General features: G+C 53.4%; 16 protein-coding genes. 4 read left to right on the top strand and 12 right to left on the bottom strand.

Features of this window, described 5'->3' with window-relative positions:
* The first annotated feature begins 131 nt into the window (after window positions 1-131).
* Window positions 132-1,265 carry a sporulation integral membrane protein YtvI gene (gene ytvI / locus AC3G2T_RS28735; protein ID WP_474679712.1) on the top strand — a complete coding sequence of 378 codons (1,134 nt, stop codon included), beginning with the start codon at window positions 132-134 and terminating at the stop codon, window positions 1,263-1,265.
* A 28-nt stretch (window positions 1,266-1,293) separates the two neighbouring features.
* On the opposite strand, the gene AC3G2T_RS28730 is transcribed toward ytvI, so the two are convergent.
* The 8 genes from AC3G2T_RS28730 to AC3G2T_RS28695 all read right to left on the bottom strand — a co-directional run bounded on the left by AC3G2T_RS28730 (window position 1,294) and on the right by AC3G2T_RS28695 (window position 10,866).
* On the bottom strand, window positions 1,294-1,689 hold the full coding sequence (locus AC3G2T_RS28730) for an FxsA family protein (protein ID WP_474679713.1): 396 nt from the start codon (window positions 1,687-1,689) through the stop codon (window positions 1,294-1,296).
* Window positions 1,690-1,731: 42 nt separating this feature from the next.
* The gene (locus AC3G2T_RS28725; RefSeq protein WP_488437712.1) at window positions 1,732-2,202 is read right to left on the bottom strand and encodes an acyl-CoA thioesterase; all 471 of its coding nucleotides are present in this window, start codon (window positions 2,200-2,202) and stop codon (window positions 1,732-1,734) included.
* Window positions 2,203-2,292: 90 nt separating this feature from the next.
* Window positions 2,293-4,047 (bottom strand): pyruvate kinase, encoded by a 1,755-nt coding sequence (pyk, locus tag AC3G2T_RS28720; protein ID WP_488437711.1) that lies wholly within the window; start codon window positions 4,045-4,047, stop codon window positions 2,293-2,295.
* Window positions 4,040-5,014 carry an acetyl-CoA carboxylase carboxyltransferase subunit alpha gene (locus tag AC3G2T_RS28715; RefSeq protein WP_474679716.1) on the bottom strand — a complete coding sequence of 325 codons (975 nt, stop codon included), beginning with the start codon at window positions 5,012-5,014 and terminating at the stop codon, window positions 4,040-4,042. The genes pyk and AC3G2T_RS28715 overlap by 8 nt, the downstream gene beginning before the upstream one ends.
* Window positions 5,004-5,870, bottom strand: a complete 867-nt coding sequence (gene accD, locus AC3G2T_RS28710) for an acetyl-CoA carboxylase, carboxyltransferase subunit beta (protein ID WP_474679717.1) — start codon at window positions 5,868-5,870, stop codon at window positions 5,004-5,006. Before accD ends, AC3G2T_RS28715 begins: the two co-directional genes overlap by 11 nt.
* A gap of 195 nt (window positions 5,871-6,065) precedes the next feature.
* A complete protein-coding gene (locus tag AC3G2T_RS28705) occupies window positions 6,066-6,254 on the bottom strand; it encodes a glutamate decarboxylase (protein ID WP_474679718.1) in 189 nt (62 codons plus the stop codon).
* A gap of 361 nt (window positions 6,255-6,615) precedes the next feature.
* Window positions 6,616-7,116 carry a phosphatidylglycerophosphatase A family protein gene (locus AC3G2T_RS28700; RefSeq protein WP_474679719.1) on the bottom strand — a complete coding sequence of 167 codons (501 nt, stop codon included), beginning with the start codon at window positions 7,114-7,116 and terminating at the stop codon, window positions 6,616-6,618.
* Window positions 7,117-7,272: 156 nt separating this feature from the next.
* Entirely contained in the window at window positions 7,273-10,866 is a 3,594-nt protein-coding gene (locus AC3G2T_RS28695; protein WP_488437710.1) for a DNA polymerase III subunit alpha, read from the bottom strand.
* A 143-nt stretch (window positions 10,867-11,009) separates the two neighbouring features.
* On the opposite strand from AC3G2T_RS28695, the gene AC3G2T_RS28690 reads away from it, so the two are divergent.
* From AC3G2T_RS28690 to AC3G2T_RS28680, 3 genes are all read left to right on the top strand, one after another.
* On the top strand, window positions 11,010-11,342 hold the full coding sequence (locus tag AC3G2T_RS28690; protein ID WP_474679721.1) for a YtrH family sporulation protein: 333 nt from the start codon (window positions 11,010-11,012) through the stop codon (window positions 11,340-11,342).
* Window positions 11,339-11,830, top strand: coding sequence for a sporulation membrane protein YtrI (locus AC3G2T_RS28685; protein WP_474679722.1), 492 nt, complete (start codon window positions 11,339-11,341; stop codon window positions 11,828-11,830). The genes AC3G2T_RS28690 and AC3G2T_RS28685 overlap by 4 nt, the downstream gene beginning before the upstream one ends.
* A gap of 121 nt (window positions 11,831-11,951) precedes the next feature.
* The gene (locus AC3G2T_RS28680; protein WP_474679723.1) at window positions 11,952-12,245 is read left to right on the top strand and encodes a YtpI family protein; all 294 of its coding nucleotides are present in this window, start codon (window positions 11,952-11,954) and stop codon (window positions 12,243-12,245) included.
* Between the two features lie 135 nt (window positions 12,246-12,380).
* On the opposite strand, the gene AC3G2T_RS28675 is transcribed toward AC3G2T_RS28680, so the two are convergent.
* From AC3G2T_RS28675 to AC3G2T_RS28660, 4 genes are all read right to left on the bottom strand, one after another.
* Window positions 12,381-13,709, bottom strand: a complete 1,329-nt coding sequence (locus AC3G2T_RS28675) for a DRTGG domain-containing protein (RefSeq protein ID WP_488437709.1) — start codon at window positions 13,707-13,709, stop codon at window positions 12,381-12,383.
* Between the two features lie 1,360 nt (window positions 13,710-15,069).
* Window positions 15,070-15,348, bottom strand: a complete 279-nt coding sequence (locus AC3G2T_RS28670) for a hypothetical protein (RefSeq protein WP_488437708.1) — start codon at window positions 15,346-15,348, stop codon at window positions 15,070-15,072.
* A 109-nt stretch (window positions 15,349-15,457) separates the two neighbouring features.
* Window positions 15,458-16,192, bottom strand: a complete 735-nt coding sequence (gene nfsA / locus AC3G2T_RS28665) for an oxygen-insensitive NADPH nitroreductase (RefSeq protein WP_488437707.1) — start codon at window positions 16,190-16,192, stop codon at window positions 15,458-15,460.
* 101 nt (window positions 16,193-16,293) lie between these two features.
* Window positions 16,294-18,201: an S-layer homology domain-containing protein gene (locus AC3G2T_RS28660; RefSeq protein ID WP_488437706.1), complete on the bottom strand. Its 1,908-nt coding sequence runs from the start codon at window positions 18,199-18,201 to the stop codon at window positions 16,294-16,296.
* Window positions 18,202-19,177: the final 976 nt, after the last annotated feature.

The following is a 19,177-nucleotide window of genomic DNA, read 5'->3' as shown; positions in this document are numbered from 1 at the left end:
GCGCTTTTCAATTATTAAGATTTTGTAAAGGTTTTTTTAACATTCGCCTTGCCCCCGGCGCTGCGGCTTTTTCGCTTTCTTTTAAGATCAGTGTTACAATACAAGTATTAGAGGCAAGGGGAGAAAATACCATGAATATCCTGAATCCGCGGTTGGTTCATCAAATTTTCAGGGGCATTTGGGTAGCTCTGATCGTTCTCCTGATCGGGTTGGCGATATATTATATTCCCCCGTTAATTTACCCGTTTATTTACGGCTGGATCATCGCCATGATGATGAACCCTTGTGTAAACTTTTTCCAGTTCAAACTCAGACTGCCTCGCTGGCTCGCCGTAACGATATCTATGCTGCTGTTTTTGGGAGCGATGATCGCTGCGGTTACGCTGCTGGTCGCGAACATCATCGTCGAGCTCGGCTCGCTGGCCGATACGCTGCAAAATCAAGTCAACCGCCTCGCCGCACAGTTCAATTTGTTTATTCATTCCACGGCGTTTCAGGAATTAATCGAAAAGGTCAACCGATTTTTTGAAAACAACCCGAAATACCAGGAAACCGTCAACAGCAATTTATCTTCGACCGCAGGTTCCCTCGCCAACGTCAGCAAGCTTGTTATCGGCTATGTGTTCGACACGCTGAAAAACTTTCTAACCTCACTGCCCAACATTGCAACGCTGACGATCATAGTTGTGCTCGCCACCTTTTTCATCAGCAAAGACTGGTATTTGCTGATCGGACGATATTCCGGCATCGTCTCCGACTCGATCGTCGCCACGTCCAAGCTCATCCGCAGCGACTTGCAAAAAGCGCTGTTCGGCTACGTAAGGGCGCAGTTGATTCTCGTTTCCCTGACGGCACTTGTCGTCATTATCGGCCTATTCATCCTGCAGGTCCCCTATGCGATTACGATCGGGCTGTTGACCGGCCTGGCCGATTTGATGCCGTATTTGGGCACCGGCGCCGTCATGGTTCCGTGGATTTTGTACGTGTTTTTCGCGCAGGGGGACATCTATCTGGGGATCGGACTGAGCGTGCTTTACGGAGTCATTCTGGTAGCCAGGCAAATTATGGAGCCCAAAGTGCTCGCTTCCAGCGTCGGGCTGGATCCTTTGGCGACATTGGTCGCAATGTTCGTCGGCTTGAAACTGTTCGGCTTCGTCGGCCTGATCGTCGGTCCGGTATCGCTCGTCGTTTTATCCGCCTTTTACCGCGCCCGAATTTTTCACGATATCGCTTCATACATAAAAAAAGGCTCGGCTTCCGAATAACGAATGCCGGGCCTTTCTTCCGTTTCTTTTATCTGCGGAAAAAAAATGTGAAACCGCCTCTGCCGATTTGCCTTTGAATGAGCGCCAGCAGAGCGACCTTGAACATGGGACGAGTCCATGGAAATACGAGCAGGAAACCGACAATGTCGGTTAAAAATCCCGGCGTAATCAGCAAAACTCCGCCGATGAACAGGCAAATCCCGTCCAGCAGCGACTGTGCGGGCAAATGCCCTCTCGACAGCTCGTAGCGGGCGTAATCCCATACTTTGCGGCCTTCGCGTCTTGTAATATACACCCCGATTATGCCGCTGAGCACAATCAGAGCGAACGTCGCCCAGCCGCCGATATACCGGCCCAAAGCAATCATCACGGAAATCTCCAGCGCCGGCACGATGATGAACACAGCAAGAAGCAGACGGTACATTCGCTCATCTCCTAACCGTAATGAAAATTTAACCGCTTTGCATTAAGCTTTCCCCGCAAGCAGCCGCCATATTTCCGGCGCTTCCTTATCTATACGCACCGGCTTCCATGAAGGATTCACCCAGACGTGGCGGGTGGCCCCGCTAACGAGCAAATCGCCGACAGGCACAAGCCCGGAATCCTGCTGTCCGGTGTCCCCCCGGCTCTCCTCGTCCCAGCGGCGGATTTCGTAGGCAAATTCCATGCGCACGCCGCTGTAGCTCGAGAGCCGCGTGTAGATACCTACCCGGTCGTCATACCGGGCAGGCTGTTTGAACTTCACTTCCGCCTCGACTAGCGGCAGCAGCAGCCCTTTGTCCTCGATGCTGCGGTAGGAAAGTCCGATCTCCCTGATCCATTCGGTTCGGCCGATTTCGAACCAGGTCAAATAATTCGCATGATAGACGACACCCATCTGATCCGTTTCGGCATAGCGGACCCGCTGCTCGTGGCGGTACCACCGGTCTTTGCTCATACTGCTTCCCTCCCTGGCGTTTACAAAAGAAGGCTGACCCTTCAGCAGCTAAAGCCGCTTGCGGGACAGCCTCTTGCTGTCTGAATCTGACTACAGAACTTTCGCTTGTCCGGAGTAGATAACGCCAACTTCCGGATAGATGGAAACTTCTGTTCCGTCTTTCATAATTTCCAGCGCACGTTCGACGCCGACGATGACCGGAATGCCAAGGCTGAGCGCGACAACCGCAGCATGGGACGTAATGCCGCCCACTTCGGTAATGAGTGCGGCTGCTTTTTGCACGGCAGGCATGTACTCTTTGTCCGTCGAAACCGTCACGAGCACGGCGCCGTCCGTCATTTTGGTATTCGCTTCTTCCGGAGTGCGGGCGGTTACGACACGGCCTGTCGCAATTTGCGTTCCGATCCCGGTACCTTTGGCAATCATCTCGCCTACTTGATGAACTTTGATCAGGTTTGTCGTTCCGGAGCGGCCTACAGGCACGCCTGCAGTAATGACAACGAGATCGCCGAGGCTGACGATTCCTGTTTTGATGCTGCTTTCAACAGCCAGGTTGAACAGCTCGTCCGTCGTTTTCGCTTCTACGCCTTGCACCGGGATGACTCCCCATATGAGGGACAGACGGCGGATCACTTGCTCGTTAGGCGTTACGGCAATAATCGGCGCTTTCGGGCGATATTTGGATACCATTCTCGCCGTATAGCCGCTTTCCGTTGCAGTCAGGATCGCTTTCGCGCCCAATTCCAGCGCCGAGTTGGCGACAGCCTGGCTGATCGCTTCCGTCACAGTCGTTTGCTGCGCTTGCGCTTGACGAAGGAAAATTTCTTTATATTCAAGAGCCGCTTCCGCGCGCTCTGCAATGCGGGCCATCGTCAGCACGGATTCTACCGGATATTTTCCCGCCGCCGTTTCCCCGGACAGCATGACCGCATCCGTTCCGTCGAACACCGCGTTCGCCACGTCGCTTGCTTCCGCGCGTGTCGGGCGGGGATTGCGCTGCATGGAATCGAGCATCATCGTAGCCGTGATGACAGGCTTGCCTACGATGTTACATTTTTTGATCATTTGCTTTTGAACGACAGGCACATCTTCAGCCGGAATTTCCACGCCAAGATCGCCGCGGGCTACCATCAGGCCGTCGGAAACTTCCAAAATTTCGTCCAGATTCTCGACGCCTTCCTGGTTCTCGATTTTACTGATGATTTGGATGTGAGTCGCATTGTGTCTTTCGAGCAGCTCGCGAATTTCCATCACGTCGCCGGCTTTGCGGACGAACGAAGCGGCAATAAAGTCTACGCCCTGCTCGATGCCGAAAACGATGTCGTTGGCATCTTTTTCCGTAATGCCGGGAAGGCTGATTTTCACGCCGGGCACGTTCACGCCTTTTTTGCTTTTAATCGTTCCGCCGTTGACGATTCGGCACTCGATTTCCGTACCGCGCACATCAACGACCGTCAGGCCGATCAGTCCGTCATCGATGAGGATCGTGGAGCCTACTTTTACGTCGCGGGGCAAGTTTTCATAAGTAACGGAAATGCGGTCCGCATCGCCCAAAATTTCCTCTGTCGTCAAAATGATGTGCTTGTCCTGAACAAGCTCAATCGGCTCTTCCTTCAATTTGCCCGTACGAATTTCCGGGCCTTTCGTGTCGAGCAAAATCGCAACCGTTTTACCTGTTTCCTGGCACGCCTTGCGAATGTTGCGGATACGGCCGCCGTGCTCCTCAAAGTCTCCGTGGGAGAAGTTAAGACGGGCAACGTTCATGCCCGCTTCCATCAGCTTTTTCAAATTTTCCAAAGATTCGCTGGCCGGTCCGATGGTACATACAATTTTCGTTTTACGCATGGTTTCCCTCCTGAGTGAATGTGAACCGCCCGATTTCTCTAAATTTGCGGTAACGGTCCTCGATAAGCTCCTGCTCCGACATGCCTAGCATGGGCTGAAGATGTTCCCAGACAGCGGATTTGATAAATTCGGCTTGCGCTGCCGGGTCCCTGTGAGCACCGCCCCTGGGCTCCGGGATGATGCCGTCGATCACGTTTTGTTCCATAATGTGGTCGGCGGTAATTTTCATCGCTTCGGCTGCATGCAGCGATTTCGAAGCGTCTTTATATAAGATGGAGGCTGCCCCTTCGGGACTGATCACCGAATAGATGGCATTTTCCAACATCAACACTTTGTTGCCCACTCCAAGCGCAAGCGCGCCGCCGCTGCCGCCTTCTCCGATAACGACGCAAACGATCGGCACGCGGAAAGAGGCCATTTCCAGCAAATTTCTGGCAATCGCTTCGCCTTGTCCGCGCTCTTCGGCCGCATTGCCGGGGAAAGCGCCTTTCGTATCGATAAACGTAACGATCGGACGCTTGAACTTGTTCGCCTGGCGCATCAGACGCAGCGCCTTGCGGAAGCCCTCCGGATGCGGGCACCCGAAGTTGCGGGCGATATTGTCTTTGGTATCCTTGCCTTTCTGGTGGCCGACGACGGTCACCGGAACGCCGTTCAGCTTGGCCAGGCCGCCGACGATCGCCAAATCGTCGCCGTACAGTCTGTCCCCGTGAAGCTCGATAAAATCCGTAAATATAGCCTGAATATAATCAATCGTCGTCGGTCTTTGCGGATGGCGGGCAAACTGCATTTTTTCCGCGGACGACATATTCGCGTACAGTTCTTCTTCCAATTGAACGTACCGCTCTTCCAGACGGCGGATTTCATCCGTAAAATCGATTTGTTTCTCGGTGCCGAACTGGCGAAGCTCCGCAATCTTGCTCTTAAGCTCCGAGAGCGGCTTTTCAAACGGCAACTCATTCGCCATCGCTTGCTTCCCCTTTCGTTCCATGCATGTCCAGCAGTTTGATAAGCGTAGGCCTCATATCTTTGCGGCTGACGACCTTATCGAGCTGCCCATGCTCCAGGTTGAATTCCGATGTCTGGAAGTTGTCGGGCAGCTTCTGCTTAATCGTTTGCTCGATGACTCGTCGTCCGGTAAACCCGAACGACGTGGCGGGCTCTGCGATAATAAAGTCGCCCAGCATGGCAAAGCTGGCGGACACGCCGCCAAAAGTCGGGTCGGTAATAACCGAGATGTACAGCCCGCCCTCTTCGCCCAGCTTGGCGAGCGCAGCGCTCGTTTTGGCCATTTGCATCAAGCTGAGGATGCTTTCCTGCATACGGGCTCCGCCGGAGGTCGAATAAATAATGAGCGGCCACTTCTTCTCCATCGCCGCTTCCACTGCCCGGGTAATTTTCTCGCCCACGACGGACCCCAGCGAGCCGCCCATAAAATCAAAGCTCATCACGGCAATGACAACGGGAAAGCCGCCGATCGTCCCTTCGCCCGTTACGATGGCGTCCTGCAAATTCGTCGCGTTTCTCGCTTTATCCAATTTTTCCATATAGTCAGGAAACTGTAAAGGATCCTCGGAAACCATGCCGTTGTCGTATTCGAGTATCCGGCCTTCGTCGAGCGTCATCTGGATGCGCTCCATCGCGTTTAACCGATAATGATAGCCGCAAGCCGTACATACCTTCAAGTTTTTTTCCAGCTCTTTGCTCGTCTGAATCGTACCGCACTGCGGACATTTATTCATTAAACCTTCGGGGATATCCCGTTTTGTTTTCTCGGAAGGAATCGTCGCATACTTTCGTTTTTGAAAAAGATCCTTTAGCACTGTTCCACCTCTACTTGGCTTTTATCGTAAATCCTTGACAAGCCACGTCAACTTGCAGCATCGCCTGTGAGTATGTCCGACGGAGTTGCTTTTGTGCATAATCAATGAATAATGACTGCATACACACCGCTCGCGCTGCATAAAATCCGTTATTTTGCATGCATCTACTTTCTCCTGAGTTATTCGGACAGACTCCTATCTATGTAAAATCGAGTTCAGCACTTCTTGCACTTCCTCCAGTTCTCCCTCGGGAACGAGAATTTCGAACTGATTTTTGGACAGGCTGATGCCGCGTACCTGAACGAGAAAGCCTTCCTCTGACAATCTCAACTTGATACGGTCTGCGATTTTCGCGGTAGGAGCTATGTAAATCACCGTCCACATGCAAAAAAAACCTCCTATAAATGCTCGAGTTTAAAAAGCGGGCTGCCAGACTTTTTAAACAATCTCTATGAGACATGCTAAAATAGTCAGCTTTCGGTTCCGAGAAGGTGACTATTTGGCTCCCTCTATTAAGCATAGGCATACATAATGGAATAATGATATCATAATTACTCTTTTTCCCGCAACAAAGCAGTTTTGCCAATAGGTGCCGGAATGCTCCCCTTGGAGTCTGTCCGATGTACCGCGTAGAAGGTAAATGCATGCAAAATGACAGTAATTATGCAGCGTGAGCGGCAGTAAATGCAGTCATTATTCAGTTTGGTATGCACAAAAGCAACTCCGTCGGACAGGCTCCTTGCCGCTAGTCCAGATCGAGTTTGGCGCCGTAGTTCGGCGCATTCTCGTTTTGATGGGCTATTCTGGCCGATGCCGCGGCCGCCAGTCCGCATATCAGATCGTCGAGAAAAACATGCACCGCCGCCTTGTTGTCGTTCAGCTTTTTGATAATCCCGATTTTTTCCTTATCCAAATAGCCGAAGCTCGTAAGCCCGATCATCCCGTATACGTGAACGATGCCAAGAGCCAGCGTTTCGTCTACGCCGTATAAAGGCTCGTCGGCTTCGAGAATCGACTGCAAGGGCTCGGGCAGCAGCTTCTTCTCGGCCAGCGAGTCGAGCGCAATGCCGGTAAACAGCGTATACTGCACCTCCCGCTTGTTCAGAACGGTCAGCACGCTTTCAGTGCAATCCTCCAGGGTCAGCCGGCTGTTATAAGGCTTTTGCAGCTTCAACACAATTTCGGCGATTTGTTCTATCGCAACGCCGCGCTTTTGCAGCAGCTGTATCATAAATTGTTCGGTCATAACATTCTCCCTCCGGTCCCGCAAATTGAACAGAAGCTTCGAAGCCGATTCCGCGTATGTTGGCCTGGGCTGTCACAAAAACGCCCAACAATATACACGAAAGCTTCGAAGCTTGGAAAAAGCCGGGTTCCTATTTATATGCGGAGGAAGGGACCATTATTTCACTCTGACGGAATCTTTGCCCATAATCGTCTCGATCATGCGGAACAGCTCCGGGGATGGCTTCACCCGGTACTGCTCGCTCAGTGCGAGAAGCCGACCGCCGCGTTCGTAGAACAGCGCTACGGCGAGCGGGCCCGTGTGCAGCTTCAGCAGCGTCTTCAACTGCAGCAGCTTGTCCGGCTGCTCGCAGTCAGCCGCGATCTTGACGTACACCCGCTGCTCCTTCGGTGCAGCGGTAGCGGCGCTGCCGCCCCCGGCCTGCCGCGGGGCGGCGTTCCCCCGCGCAGGCTGCGCCGCTGCGCGGTCGGCCGGGCGGCCCGGTCTGGCCGGGGCCGCCTTGCCTGCGGCAGCCGCGCGTGCGGGCTGCCGGCGAAGCCGCTGGACGGCCGCAGGGTCGTCCAGCGCGGCAAGCTGCTCCGCGAGCAGCTTGGGCGGGTCCTCGTCCTGCAGCTGCAGCTTCGCCCGGACGAGGACGAGCTGCCCTTTCTGGACGAGCGGAGCCGCCGTTTTCCAGGTCTCGGGGAACAAGACGACCTCGACCTTATCGATGCGATCCTCCAGCTCCATAAACGCCATCGGCTGGCCTTTCTTCGTGACGATCGTCTTGTTCGTCAAAATCATGCCCGCTACGACAACTTCGCTGTTGTCGGGCAGCTCATGCAGCTCGTGCAGCTTGTCCGCCTCAAGCTCCTCCAGCGTTCCGGCATACGCGTCGAGTGGATGGCCGGAAATGTACATGCCGAGCAGCTCGCGCTCGAACTCCAGCTGCCTGCTTCGCGGCATCGGCGGGATATCCGGCAGCTCGACCTCCCAGTTCGGCTCCTCCACGAAGCCGAACAGGTGCAGCTGCAGATCGTCCCGTTCTTTGCGCCATTTGGTCGCGGAAACGATCGTTTCGTCGAGAACCGCCAGCAGCTGCGCGCGATGGCCGCCGAGCGTGTCGAACGCGCCGCCTTGAATAAGCGATTCGATAACCCGCTTGTTGCAGACGCGAAGGTCGACACGCCGGCAAAAATCGAGCAGGCTCTCGAACGGCGACTGCTTCCGTTCGCTGAGAATCGCCTCGATCGCCTGGGTGCCGACGTTTTTGATGGCGGCGAGGCCGAAGCGGATCGCGCCCTGCCGGTCCGGCGTAAACACCGTGCCGCTGCCGTTCACATCCGGGGGAAGCACAGCCAGCTTCATCCGCCTGCAAGCATCGACATATTCCGCGACTTTGCGGTGATTGCCCATGACGGCCGTCAGCATTGAGGCCATAAAATGCATCGGATAATGAGCCCGCAAATACGCCGTCTGGAAAGCCAGAACCCCGTAAGCCGTCGCATGGGCGCGGGGAAAGCCGTAATCGGCGAAGCGGACGATCATGTCGTACACGCGGTTCGCATCCTCGGAGCTAAAGCCCTGCTCCGTGCTCCCGGCGACGAAATGCGCCCGCTGCTCGTCAAGCACCTCGCGTTTTTTCTTCGAAACCGCCCTGCGCAGCAAGTCCGCTTCGCCAAGGCTGAAGCCGGCCATCGAGGATGCGATTTGCATAATTTGCTCCTGGTAAACGATGATGCCGTAAGTATCGCTAAGAATCGGCTCCAGCGACGGATGCGGATATTCGACTTCCGTCCGCCCGTGCTTGCTGTCAATATATTTAGGAATAAATTCCATCGGACCCGGCCGGTACAGCGCCACGACGGAAATCATATCTTCGAATACAGAAGGCTTCAATTCCTTCAGCACGCGTCTGACGCCGGCGGACTCCATCTGAAAGACCCCGGTCGTCTCTCCTTTGCCGAGCATTTCATACGTAAACTCATCGTGATCCATGTCCAGCTTTGTCAAATCGATGCGCACACCTTCCAGCTCCTCGACCCAATTCAGCGTCCGCTCAATGATCGACAAAGTGCGCAAGCCGAGGAAGTCCATTTTCAACAGACCGATCGATTCCAGGTGCTCCATCGTATACTGGGTCAGAGCCGTCCCGCCCGTTCCCTCCTGCAGAGGGACATAGTCCGTTAACGGCTCTCTGGAGATGACGACGCCCGCCGCATGCGTAGACGCGTGTCTGGGCATACCTTCGACGCGCATCGCCATGTCCAGAAGCTCGGCGGTTTTCGGCTGCTTGGCGGCCAGCGCCTTGAGCTCCGGGCTTGTCTGAAGCGCCTCGGAGAGCGTCATGCCGAGCTGGTGCGGGATCATCTTGGCAGCGCGGTCCACCTCGCCGTAAGGCAGGTTCAGCACCCTGCCGACATCCCTGACCGCCGCTTTCGCAGCCATCGTGCCGAACGTAATAATTTGCGCCACATGCTCATGCCCGTATTTGGCGGCGACATAATCGATGACTTCGTCGCGCCGCTCGTCGCTGAAATCGATGTCGATATCCGGCATCGTGATCCGCTCCGGATTCAGGAACCGTTCGAACAACAGCTTGTACTGAAGCGGATCCACATTCGTAATCCCCAGCGCGTAAGCGACGAGGCTGCCTGCGGAGGAACCCCTTCCGGGCCCGGTCATGATGCCCTTCTCATGGGCAAAACGGATGAAATCCCAAACGATCAAAAAATAGTCGGAGAAGCCCATACTCTCGATGACGCCAAGTTCATAGACCAGCCGTTCCTTCGCCTGCCTGTTCAAAGCGGAATCCGGCGCATGCCAGTCCGGCTTGGCCCCGTAGCGCTTCTCCAGACCCTGCAGGCAAAGCTCCTTGACATAATCGCCGGCCGTCATGCCTTCCGGGATCGGGCGGAATTTGGGCAAAATCGAATGGCCGAACTCCAACTCAAGCTCGCACCGTTCAGCCACCCTTGCCGTGTTCTCTACCGCTTCGGGAACGTGCGCAAACAGGCTCGCCATTTGCTCGCCGCTTTTCAGATACATCTGGCTCGTTCCCATGCGCAAGCGGTCCGGATCTTCGACCGTCTTGCCCGTCCCGATGCAGATCAAAATATCCTGTACGACATGATCGGGCTCCCGCACGTAATGCACATCGTTCGTGGCGATAAGCGGAATGCCGGTTTCACGGCTCAGCTCAATCATGGACTGCATCACTTTCTTTTGCTCGACCATCCCGTGATCCTGAATTTCCAAAAAGAAGTCGTCTCCAAAAATGTGCCTGTATCTTTCCGCCGCCTGGCGGGCCTCCTCCTTGCGGTCGTGCAGCAAATGCTGGGATACTTCACTGCCGAGGCACGAGCTTAAACAAACGAGCCCCTCCGAATGCCGCGCAAGGTGTTCCAAATCGATCCGCGGTTTATAGTGAAAGCCCTGCAAATGGCCGATCGAGCAGAGCTTCATCAAATTTTGATAGCCTTTCATGTTCTTGGCCAGCAGAATCAAATGATAGATCGGTTGTTCCTGCCTCGTGCCCTTATCCCGGATCGAACCGGCCGTAAAATAAGCCTCGCAGCCGATAATCGGCTTGATCCCATGCTGCCTGCATGCCTTGTAAAAAGCGATGGCGCCGTACATGACGCCGTGGTCCGTTAAGGCCAGAGAGGTCATGCCAAGAGCCGCCGCCTGCTTGACAAGGTCTTCCATACGCGCAGCGCCGTCCAACAAGCTGTATTCACTATGCACATGCAGATGTACGAATGTACCCACTCTCTTCCCTCCCAACCGCTGCAATCCGGTTTCGCGGGCAATGTCCCGCGCAATATTTTATATCCATTTTATCATATTATGGCCATGCCTTCCCATACATTGGTACAAAGGAGCTTGTCAAGCCGGAAGGGAAGCGATAATGCATGTACAGCTTTTGGGCCAATATAATCGTATATTTTTGCATTTCATTCGGGGTCGTGTTCGGCGGCAGCATGCTGAGCGGAATTGCCGCCGTGCTGACGATGCAGTCCCCCACCGAAAAAATGATGACCATTTCGGAAAACATTAAAATCTGGGCGATGGTCGCAGCCGTCGGAGGCACAATCGACCCGATTCGCTATATTGAAAGCCATGTGGCCGAAGGGCACCTGAACCCCGCCATCAAGCAGATTGTCCTGATCGTAGTCGCCTTTGTGGGCGCGCAGATGGGCACTTCCCTGGTCCAGATGATCTGCAAAGGAGGCAACCAGTCTTGAGGGTTCCTCCGTTTGCCCGTTATCAGCGCCTGCTGGCGAGCTTCGGACTGCTGGTGGCCGGAGCTATTATCGGCAGCGCCGTGTACATGAGCATCCATCAGCATACGTACAGCCAGCTCTATGTGCAGATGCGCAAATACATGGAAGAGAACACGGAATTGAAGGGCGATATCGAAGACCTGATCAAAACCCGCAACAAGCAGGCGCTCATCAACGCCGTGCACGTCTATCTGGTGCAAAAAAGCCAGGACGAGCCGATCAGCGAAGATATTCAGCAGGAAATCGAAAGCGGCGTAAAAAACGAGCTCAAACTTGTAATCGGGCAAAAAACCGCCTATGTGCGCGATGTCAGACCACTCTATGAAAAGCTCATCACGCAAAAAATTTACGTGCTGCACGATAAAAAGTATGCGGTTGAAGTCAAATCCATCGTCTTGATTCAAACCGAGCTCAGCATCTGGATAACGGCCGAAGAAAAACGCACATGAAAGATGATGCGGGCCGTCCGGGCGGAGTCTCGGATCTCGCCGGCGGAACCGGATTGCAATTTCCGGCGAAAATCGCTACAGTAAAAGGAAAAATCACCCGCATAAAGGACGGTTTCGGCTCATGCTTTGGATTCAAACTGTATCATTCGCGCTCATTGTCGCCACACTCGTCAGTTCGGTCTATTTCAGCATCCGCTCTCGGCGCGCTACCGACGCTCGCCAGAGAGGCTTGTATGCGGCCCGCATGAACATCTCGATGGGGCTCATGCTGGCTGTCATTGCCGTCACGCAGCTGTTCTTCTTCCAGGATTCGTCGCTGCGCCGCATATTCGGCACGGTCTGCCTGCTGCTCGGCCTGTTCAATCTGTTTGCCGGCATTCGCAACCACGGGCATTTCGACCGGTTGAACCGCTAGGATTTTGCCCGGCGGAGCTGCTTTGGCGTCTGGGAACCCGGCGGGCGGAGTTCACCCGCCAGACGCCTAGGAGTCACTTTTGTGCATACCGGGTGAATCATGACTGCATATATACCTTCTACGCGGTTCACCCGCCTAGATCACCTGCGCCGTCAGCATCGCCTTGGAGACGAGAGCGCCGGCATGGTAAATCTCGACATCGATTTTGCCGAATTTGCGGCTCACCTCGATAATGGTGGGCCGTATTTCTATTTTGCTGTCAATCTGCACAGGCTTCAAAAAGTAAGTGGACATATTGTCCATAACGAGATCGCCTTTTTTATGCTCCTGCACGATCCGGTAAGCGGCCTGCGTCATCAAAGTGGTCAGCACACCTTCCGAAACCGTTCCGAGATGATTCGTCATCTGCGGGGTGATGATCCCGTGAAATTGGAGCGAGCCTGCCTCATCCCTTACCTCTTCCAGCCCCGACCAAATCAATTCCTCGAACGTTTCGCCGTTCTGCGGCTGCTTCTGAATGTACTGCATCGCTTTCAGCACGTCGCTGCGGTTCAGAACGCCCAAAATTTTGCGGTTCGCATCCACGACGGGCAGCAGCTCGATGCCTTCCCAAACCATCATATGGGCGGCGGAGGCGACCGACGTATGCGGTGTAACCGTTAGCGGGCTGCGCGTCATCAGCTTGTCCACGGTCTGTATCGGGCCTGCGCCGACCATATCCTTGGAAGTCACGACGCCGATAATCCGGTTCCACTCGTCGACGACGGGAAACCGGCTGTGCCCGGTTTCTTCGGAAAGGCGCTGCCAATCCTTGAGCATACTGTTCGCTTTCAAAGCGAACACCGCTGCGCCGGAAGCCAGCATGTCCTCGACGAGCATGATCTTTTTCTTGATCAGGCGGTCATAGATCGCCCTGTTGATCATCGAAGCGACCGTAAACGTATCGTAGGTGCTTGAAATAATCGGCAGCTCCAATTCGTCGGCCAGCGCCTTAACTTCCGCGCTCGTGTCGAAGCCGCCCGTAATGAGCACGCCCGCGCCCTGCTCCAACGCGCATATGTGCGCGCCGTTGCGGTTGCCGACGATCAGCAGGCTGCCCGCCTCGATATAGCGCATCATGGCGTCCTGCTCCATCGCGCCGATGACGAATTTGTGCAGCGTCTTATGCAGCCCCCTGGAACCGCCGAGCACCTGGCCGTCAACCATATTGACCACCTCGGCGAACGTCAGCTTGTCAATGTTCTGCCGCAGCTTTTTCTCCACGCGCACCGTGCCGATCCGTTCTTTTGTGCTCACGAGCCCCTGGTTCTCCGCTTCCTTGATGGCGCGGTATGCCGTGCCTTCGCTGACCTCCATGTTTTTGGCGATTTTCCGCACGGAAATGCGGGTGCCGAGATTGAGGCTTTCGATATGCCTTAAAATTTGTTCATGCTTGGTCAATGTATCTGCAATATGTGTATCCATCTGTTACACCTCATTTATTCAATACTGTAGCAATCTGTATCATTATTATAGTAGTTCTACACATAGAGAACAATGAGTGAATTTATTTTACCACACATATGTTCGCATTGGAAGACGCACTCGGACATTGTTCCGCTGCATCGTCCTCAGTGTGGGTAAGAATCGGGCAGACTGACGCCTTGGCCCGGCCGCCAAAGTGGCGAAATCGTTCAATATACGCCCGTAAACGGCGTGAAATCTGAAAGACTCTCATGACGCCGTGGACGTCACCTACAGAATGAAATTAACCGGACCTGCTGCAGCAGTTTCCGGCTTTATAAGCGTAACCGTTGGAAAATCTGCACATTATTTATTTTCGTATAAAGTGAATGCTGTGGAGAAAACGTACATTGGAGAGGCGCATCTTCATTAACTCACAGGAAGCTTGCAAAGTGACGGGTTACCGCACTTCCCCACCCAACCCCTCGCCTCTCCAGCACAGGTTGCGGAGTTGAAGTGGAGGGACAAGGCGGCTTGGCAAGAGAAAAACCTGCGATTATCAGGCTGCCCAAGCAAGTCGCGACACTCTGTGAGGGCTAGGAGTCTGTCCGATGAACCACGTAGAAGGTATATACAAAATGACAGTAATTATATAGCGTGAGCGGCAATATATGCAGCCATGATTCACCCGATATGCACAAAAGTAACTCCGTCGGACAGACTCCTAGTGAAACGAGTATGGCTTTTGGGGGACAACCGCTTTTTCTGGGCACGTGCCTCTATCGGTGTAGGTCGTGGAGCCGCACGACTGGGTAGAAATCAGCTTGCTAGGGAAAAAACCTGCGAAAGTGCAGGCTTTTCTTCCGAAATTAGCTTGTTTTGGCGAAAAGCCTGCAAAAGTGCAGGAATTTTCGCTGAAAGTGAATATGAGCCTATGTGTTTGGTGAAAAGCCTGCACTTTTGCAGGAATTGTTCGTGGACAGCTGATCAAGGACGCAAATTCATGTATTTTTGCAGGTTTTCTTTGTACAGGCGAGCAGATTATGGTCATCTCCTCGAACGTGGAGGTTTTTCAAAGCCTGGAAGATGCAGGTTTCTTCCGTAAACACGGTTCATTTTGGCGAAAAGCCTGCTATTGTGCAGGAATATTTCGTTGGCAGCGCATCCATTGAGCAAAAACTGTACTTTTGCAGGTTTTCTTCGCAACCGGCTCCGGCGTGCGGGTTTCTCCACAGTCTGAAACGTGCAGGCATTCCGCGCGCAAATCGCCGCCAACGACGCGACACGACGCGTTCGCCCTGGGCACGCTGCGGCAGCCCAAACAAAGAAAAAAAGGAAACCCCCCAGCACTGCGGGCATTTCCCTTTTACGCTCGTGATGATCACTTGCGGATTTGCAAAATTTTTCTCCGGCCCTGCAGCGCTTGCTCCAACTGCCATCTCTTCATCTTCTTGATCCGATTCAGTTCCCTGCGCTTCTCTTCGTCAACGCCGAGAAGCTGGTGCAGATGCGCCGCTACGACCAGCAGCGCCATGCAAATCCATATGATGCTGAAAATGCCCTGCAATGACAAGATTTCCGTCAATTCCAACCGGGGAACTGAATAAAACAGCATCCCCAGCGCCGCGCTCATGTAAATGACATTTTTTAACCCTTTCACGTGGCTGCACTCCTTTCGCTCCGACAGAACTCGTTATTCCTGCTGCATAGTTCCATTGTATGAGACAAGTTCCTCGTTTATGAGAACAATCTCATGCCGTAGCTAAGGATCATTCGATTTCGAAGCCTTGCGAGCTCAGAAAAGCTTTCATATGCTTGCGCGGGCGGAGCGCTTTGATGGCCATCTCCTTGGACCATACCGTGTCCGTTTTGCCGCCGGTGCGCTCCGCCATGTACGCGCGGATCGCCTCGTCGTAAGCGTCGATGGCGGCGGGGTAGCGCTCTTCCGTATACCGGTTCTCGTGGTATACGGCTTCGAGCGGGAGCCGCGGGCGCAGCAGCGGCTCTTGGTCCGGCATGCCGATGCACATGCCGAAAACCGGGTACACCAGCTGCGGCAGCTGCAGCAGCTGGGACACTTCGGCGGGCTGGTTGCGCAGCCCGCCGATGTAGACGACGCCGAGGCCGAGCGACTCGGCGGCGATGGCTGCATTTTGCGCAGCCAATGCAGCATCGACCGTGGCAACGAGGAAGTTTTCCGCGTTGCCGGTGACGGGCGCGTCCGTATGGCGGCGGACCGCCTGCTCGAAGCGGTGCAGATCCGCGCACCACACGAGAAACAGCGGGCACTCGCTAACATAAGCCTGGTTGCCCGCCAGCTCGGCAAGCTGCCGCTTCAGCCCGGCGTCCGTAACGCCGATGACGCTGTAAGCCTGCATGTTGCTCGAAGTCGAAGCGGCCTGGGCCGCGGCGAGAATCGCGCTTAGCTGCTCGGGTGTGACCGGAGCATCCGTAAATTTGCGGATAGAGCGGTGCTTTTGCAAAAGAGAGATCGTTTCGTTCATGGATCATGCCTTCCTTTCTGGTTCAAATCCTCCCCGGAAAACTTATACTTTCTATAATATCAAAAAAGAGGGGGTTAATTGCAGCCCCCTCTTAATCTTTATTACTTGTCGATCAGTTTCGTAACTTTAAGCAGTCTTTCGAGCAAAGCGGCAGTTTCCGCGCGCGTCAGCTCCGCTTTCGGTTTCAGCAGCTGATTGTCCCTTCCTTGCAGGATGCCGGCCTTGATCAGTTGAGCTGCCGACTCCCGGGCATATCCGGAGATTTTGTCCGAGTCGCCGTAAGGAGCCAGAATCTGATTGATTTCCGATTCGCTCAGCGCTTTTTGCGGCTGGACCAGATGAAGCGAGCGGGCGATCATGGCAATGCCTTGCTCTCTCGTGATCAGCGCGCTGCCGTGGAACGCACCGTCTTCAAAACCTTCAATAATGCCAAATTCGCTGGCAATCGTTACGGCATCGTGGTACCAATTCGACCTTGCAACATCGCTATACGGAGCGTTAGCTACTCCTTGGCGCATTAAGCCAAGTCCGCTTGCCACAATCGTAGCAAATTCCGAACGCTCGATACTGCGGTCCGGGGAGAAGGTATTGTTGCCTGTACCTTCAAGCTGCAGTCTGGCTGCAATATTGTTGATACTCTCCTTAGCCCAGTGGTTCTTCACATCATCGAAATTTTGCGGATTCCAGATGACCGAGTAGCTGCCCTGGCTGCGCAGGTCGTTGATCAGTGCAAAGTAACGGTTGTTGATTTTTGTTACAACTGTCGGCACATGGAATACCGTGCCATCCGGGTTGACAACAACACCCGTCGTAATTTTGTTCGGATCAATACCTTCAGGCAATGCGATATAGCGTGGCGCATAGCTCGTCAGTTGATCCGGTTTGACGGATTGGCCTTGGTACGTGAAGCTGAGCGACAGATCGACCGGATTGACAAGCAGGTCGTAGCCGCCTTTGGCCGCGTGATCTTTTGCCGCAGCTTTCAATGCGTCAGACGAGCTCTTGATGTTAATATCGACGGCAATATCGCCAAGCGGGGCGCCGCTCCATTGTTTTGTGACCGAACTCAAATCCAGTTGTTTGCTTGGAATCGGATAAATGGCAAGCAGGTTCTCGATGTTCAGCGTCGAGCCGGTATCGGACAACTGCTTCAAGGTTGCCGCAGTCAAACCTGTAACCTTGATGCTGCCGTCGCCTGGCACAATTACATTCAATTTCTGTCCGTTGCCTTTGGAGAGATAATCCGATAATTTATCTTTGTCAATCGCAACGGTCGTAACGTTGTCTGCCGTAGTGCTTGTAGCGAAGCTGCTGTCCGTACCGTTCACGGTTGTTTTCACACCCGATGCCGGAGTCGGATCTACGGTCGTTCCGCCAGAGCCAGAGCCAGAGCCAGTGCCACTGCCGGAACCGGAGCCTGAGTCGGAACCAGAACCAGAACTATCATTACGTATTACCGTCACGGTATACGTTTGCGTCGTGCCGTCCTGCGCCGTCACAACCACCTTGATCGTATTGCTGCCCACGCTCAGCGGCAGCGAATCGGATGCTGCGCCGCTTGTCAACGTAATCGGACCTTTTACCAAAACGTTTGCGCTGTTGTATACGCTCGCCGTCACCGTTGCATAAACAGAATCATATACTGTCGCCGTCACTGTTGTTTCGTACACGCTGTACGCTACGCTCGACGACGTATAGTTTGTCGTGCCTGCTGCAAACGCTGGGCTTAACGTGCCGCTCGACAGCGTCAAGTTTTTCAAGTCCGCGTTACTGGACATTGTACGAATCTTTATTCCCGCACTGATAGGGGACGCATTCTGAGTCGCTGTCGCTTTCACCCGGGTTACGAACGTATAGTCGGTATTCGGCGTCAATCCGCTGAACGTCGGGCTATCTTGCCAGGTCACGCCGCCGTCTTTACTGTATTCTTGACCGGTGACTGCCTGCAAAGTAATGCTTGTTGCAGTTTTGCTTACTTCTACCGGCGCTGTCGGAGCCGAAATTACCATATCTTTTGTAGCAGTGATGACACTAATGACACCGGAATTATACTCGACAATAACTCCTGGATCTTTATATGTGCTACTACCGTGTATATTAAGTACGGGTAAATAACCTAATGTAGTATTACTGCTGTTTAGCACAAGTGTAATATGGTCATAGGATCCATTAGGCACAATATTACTCGATGAGTCAAGACCTGTTGGCTGACCGTTTGATACATACCTTGTCTCGCTATAACTGGAAGTGTTCCAATTAGGTGCTGTAGTTTTAGTAGCGCCTATAAAGCTTATAAAGTACCAGCTTCCTTGCCAGAAACTCTTAAATTCTTTAAACATACTGGCAATCGCTAACATTTCTCCAGGATTATTTGCTGATGGCTCTACAAGATGTCCGTTATTGTTCGTTGCAATATTCACAGCATCGTAAAAAGTCATGGTACTCTGTCTTGCCACATATACAAAATAACGTCCGTTGTAGGTGCGCACAGATGTTTTTCCATCGGCCAATGGTGCCCCTGGCGTTACATTGACTGTGACACTTTGGGTTTGCCCTGAAACTTGAGTAAATGTCATATTTCGAATCACAGATTGAATGTCTTCATAAGTAGCAGCGCCTGAAAAATTGAACACTCTATTTGTAGGTGTAGATATGTCAGTACTAACGTTGATAATTTTTATACCATTAGTCATCTCGGTAATACTGCCTGGCACAGTCCCAACAGCAATTGAGCCATTATTTACCGCCACAGTAAAGTATCCGCCGTGTGTATCAACGACACCTGTGTCTGTAATTGTAGCACTTGGCAGCTGATAGGTTGTTTCGGTTACGCTAACAGGATTACCAAGATCAAGTGTTGGTGTTGCCTTTGCATTTGCTTCTAACGGATGAAAAGGGATCATCGTCAATACCATAACGATTGCCATTAGAAAAGATAACATTCTTCGATTTTTTAATTTCATCTTCCGTTCATACCTGCTTACG

It is taken from the genome of Paenibacillus sp. sgz302191, assembly GCF_057749925.1.
Note: the sequence above shows the minus strand (reverse complement) of the source record. Positions and strands in the feature narration are given on the sequence as shown.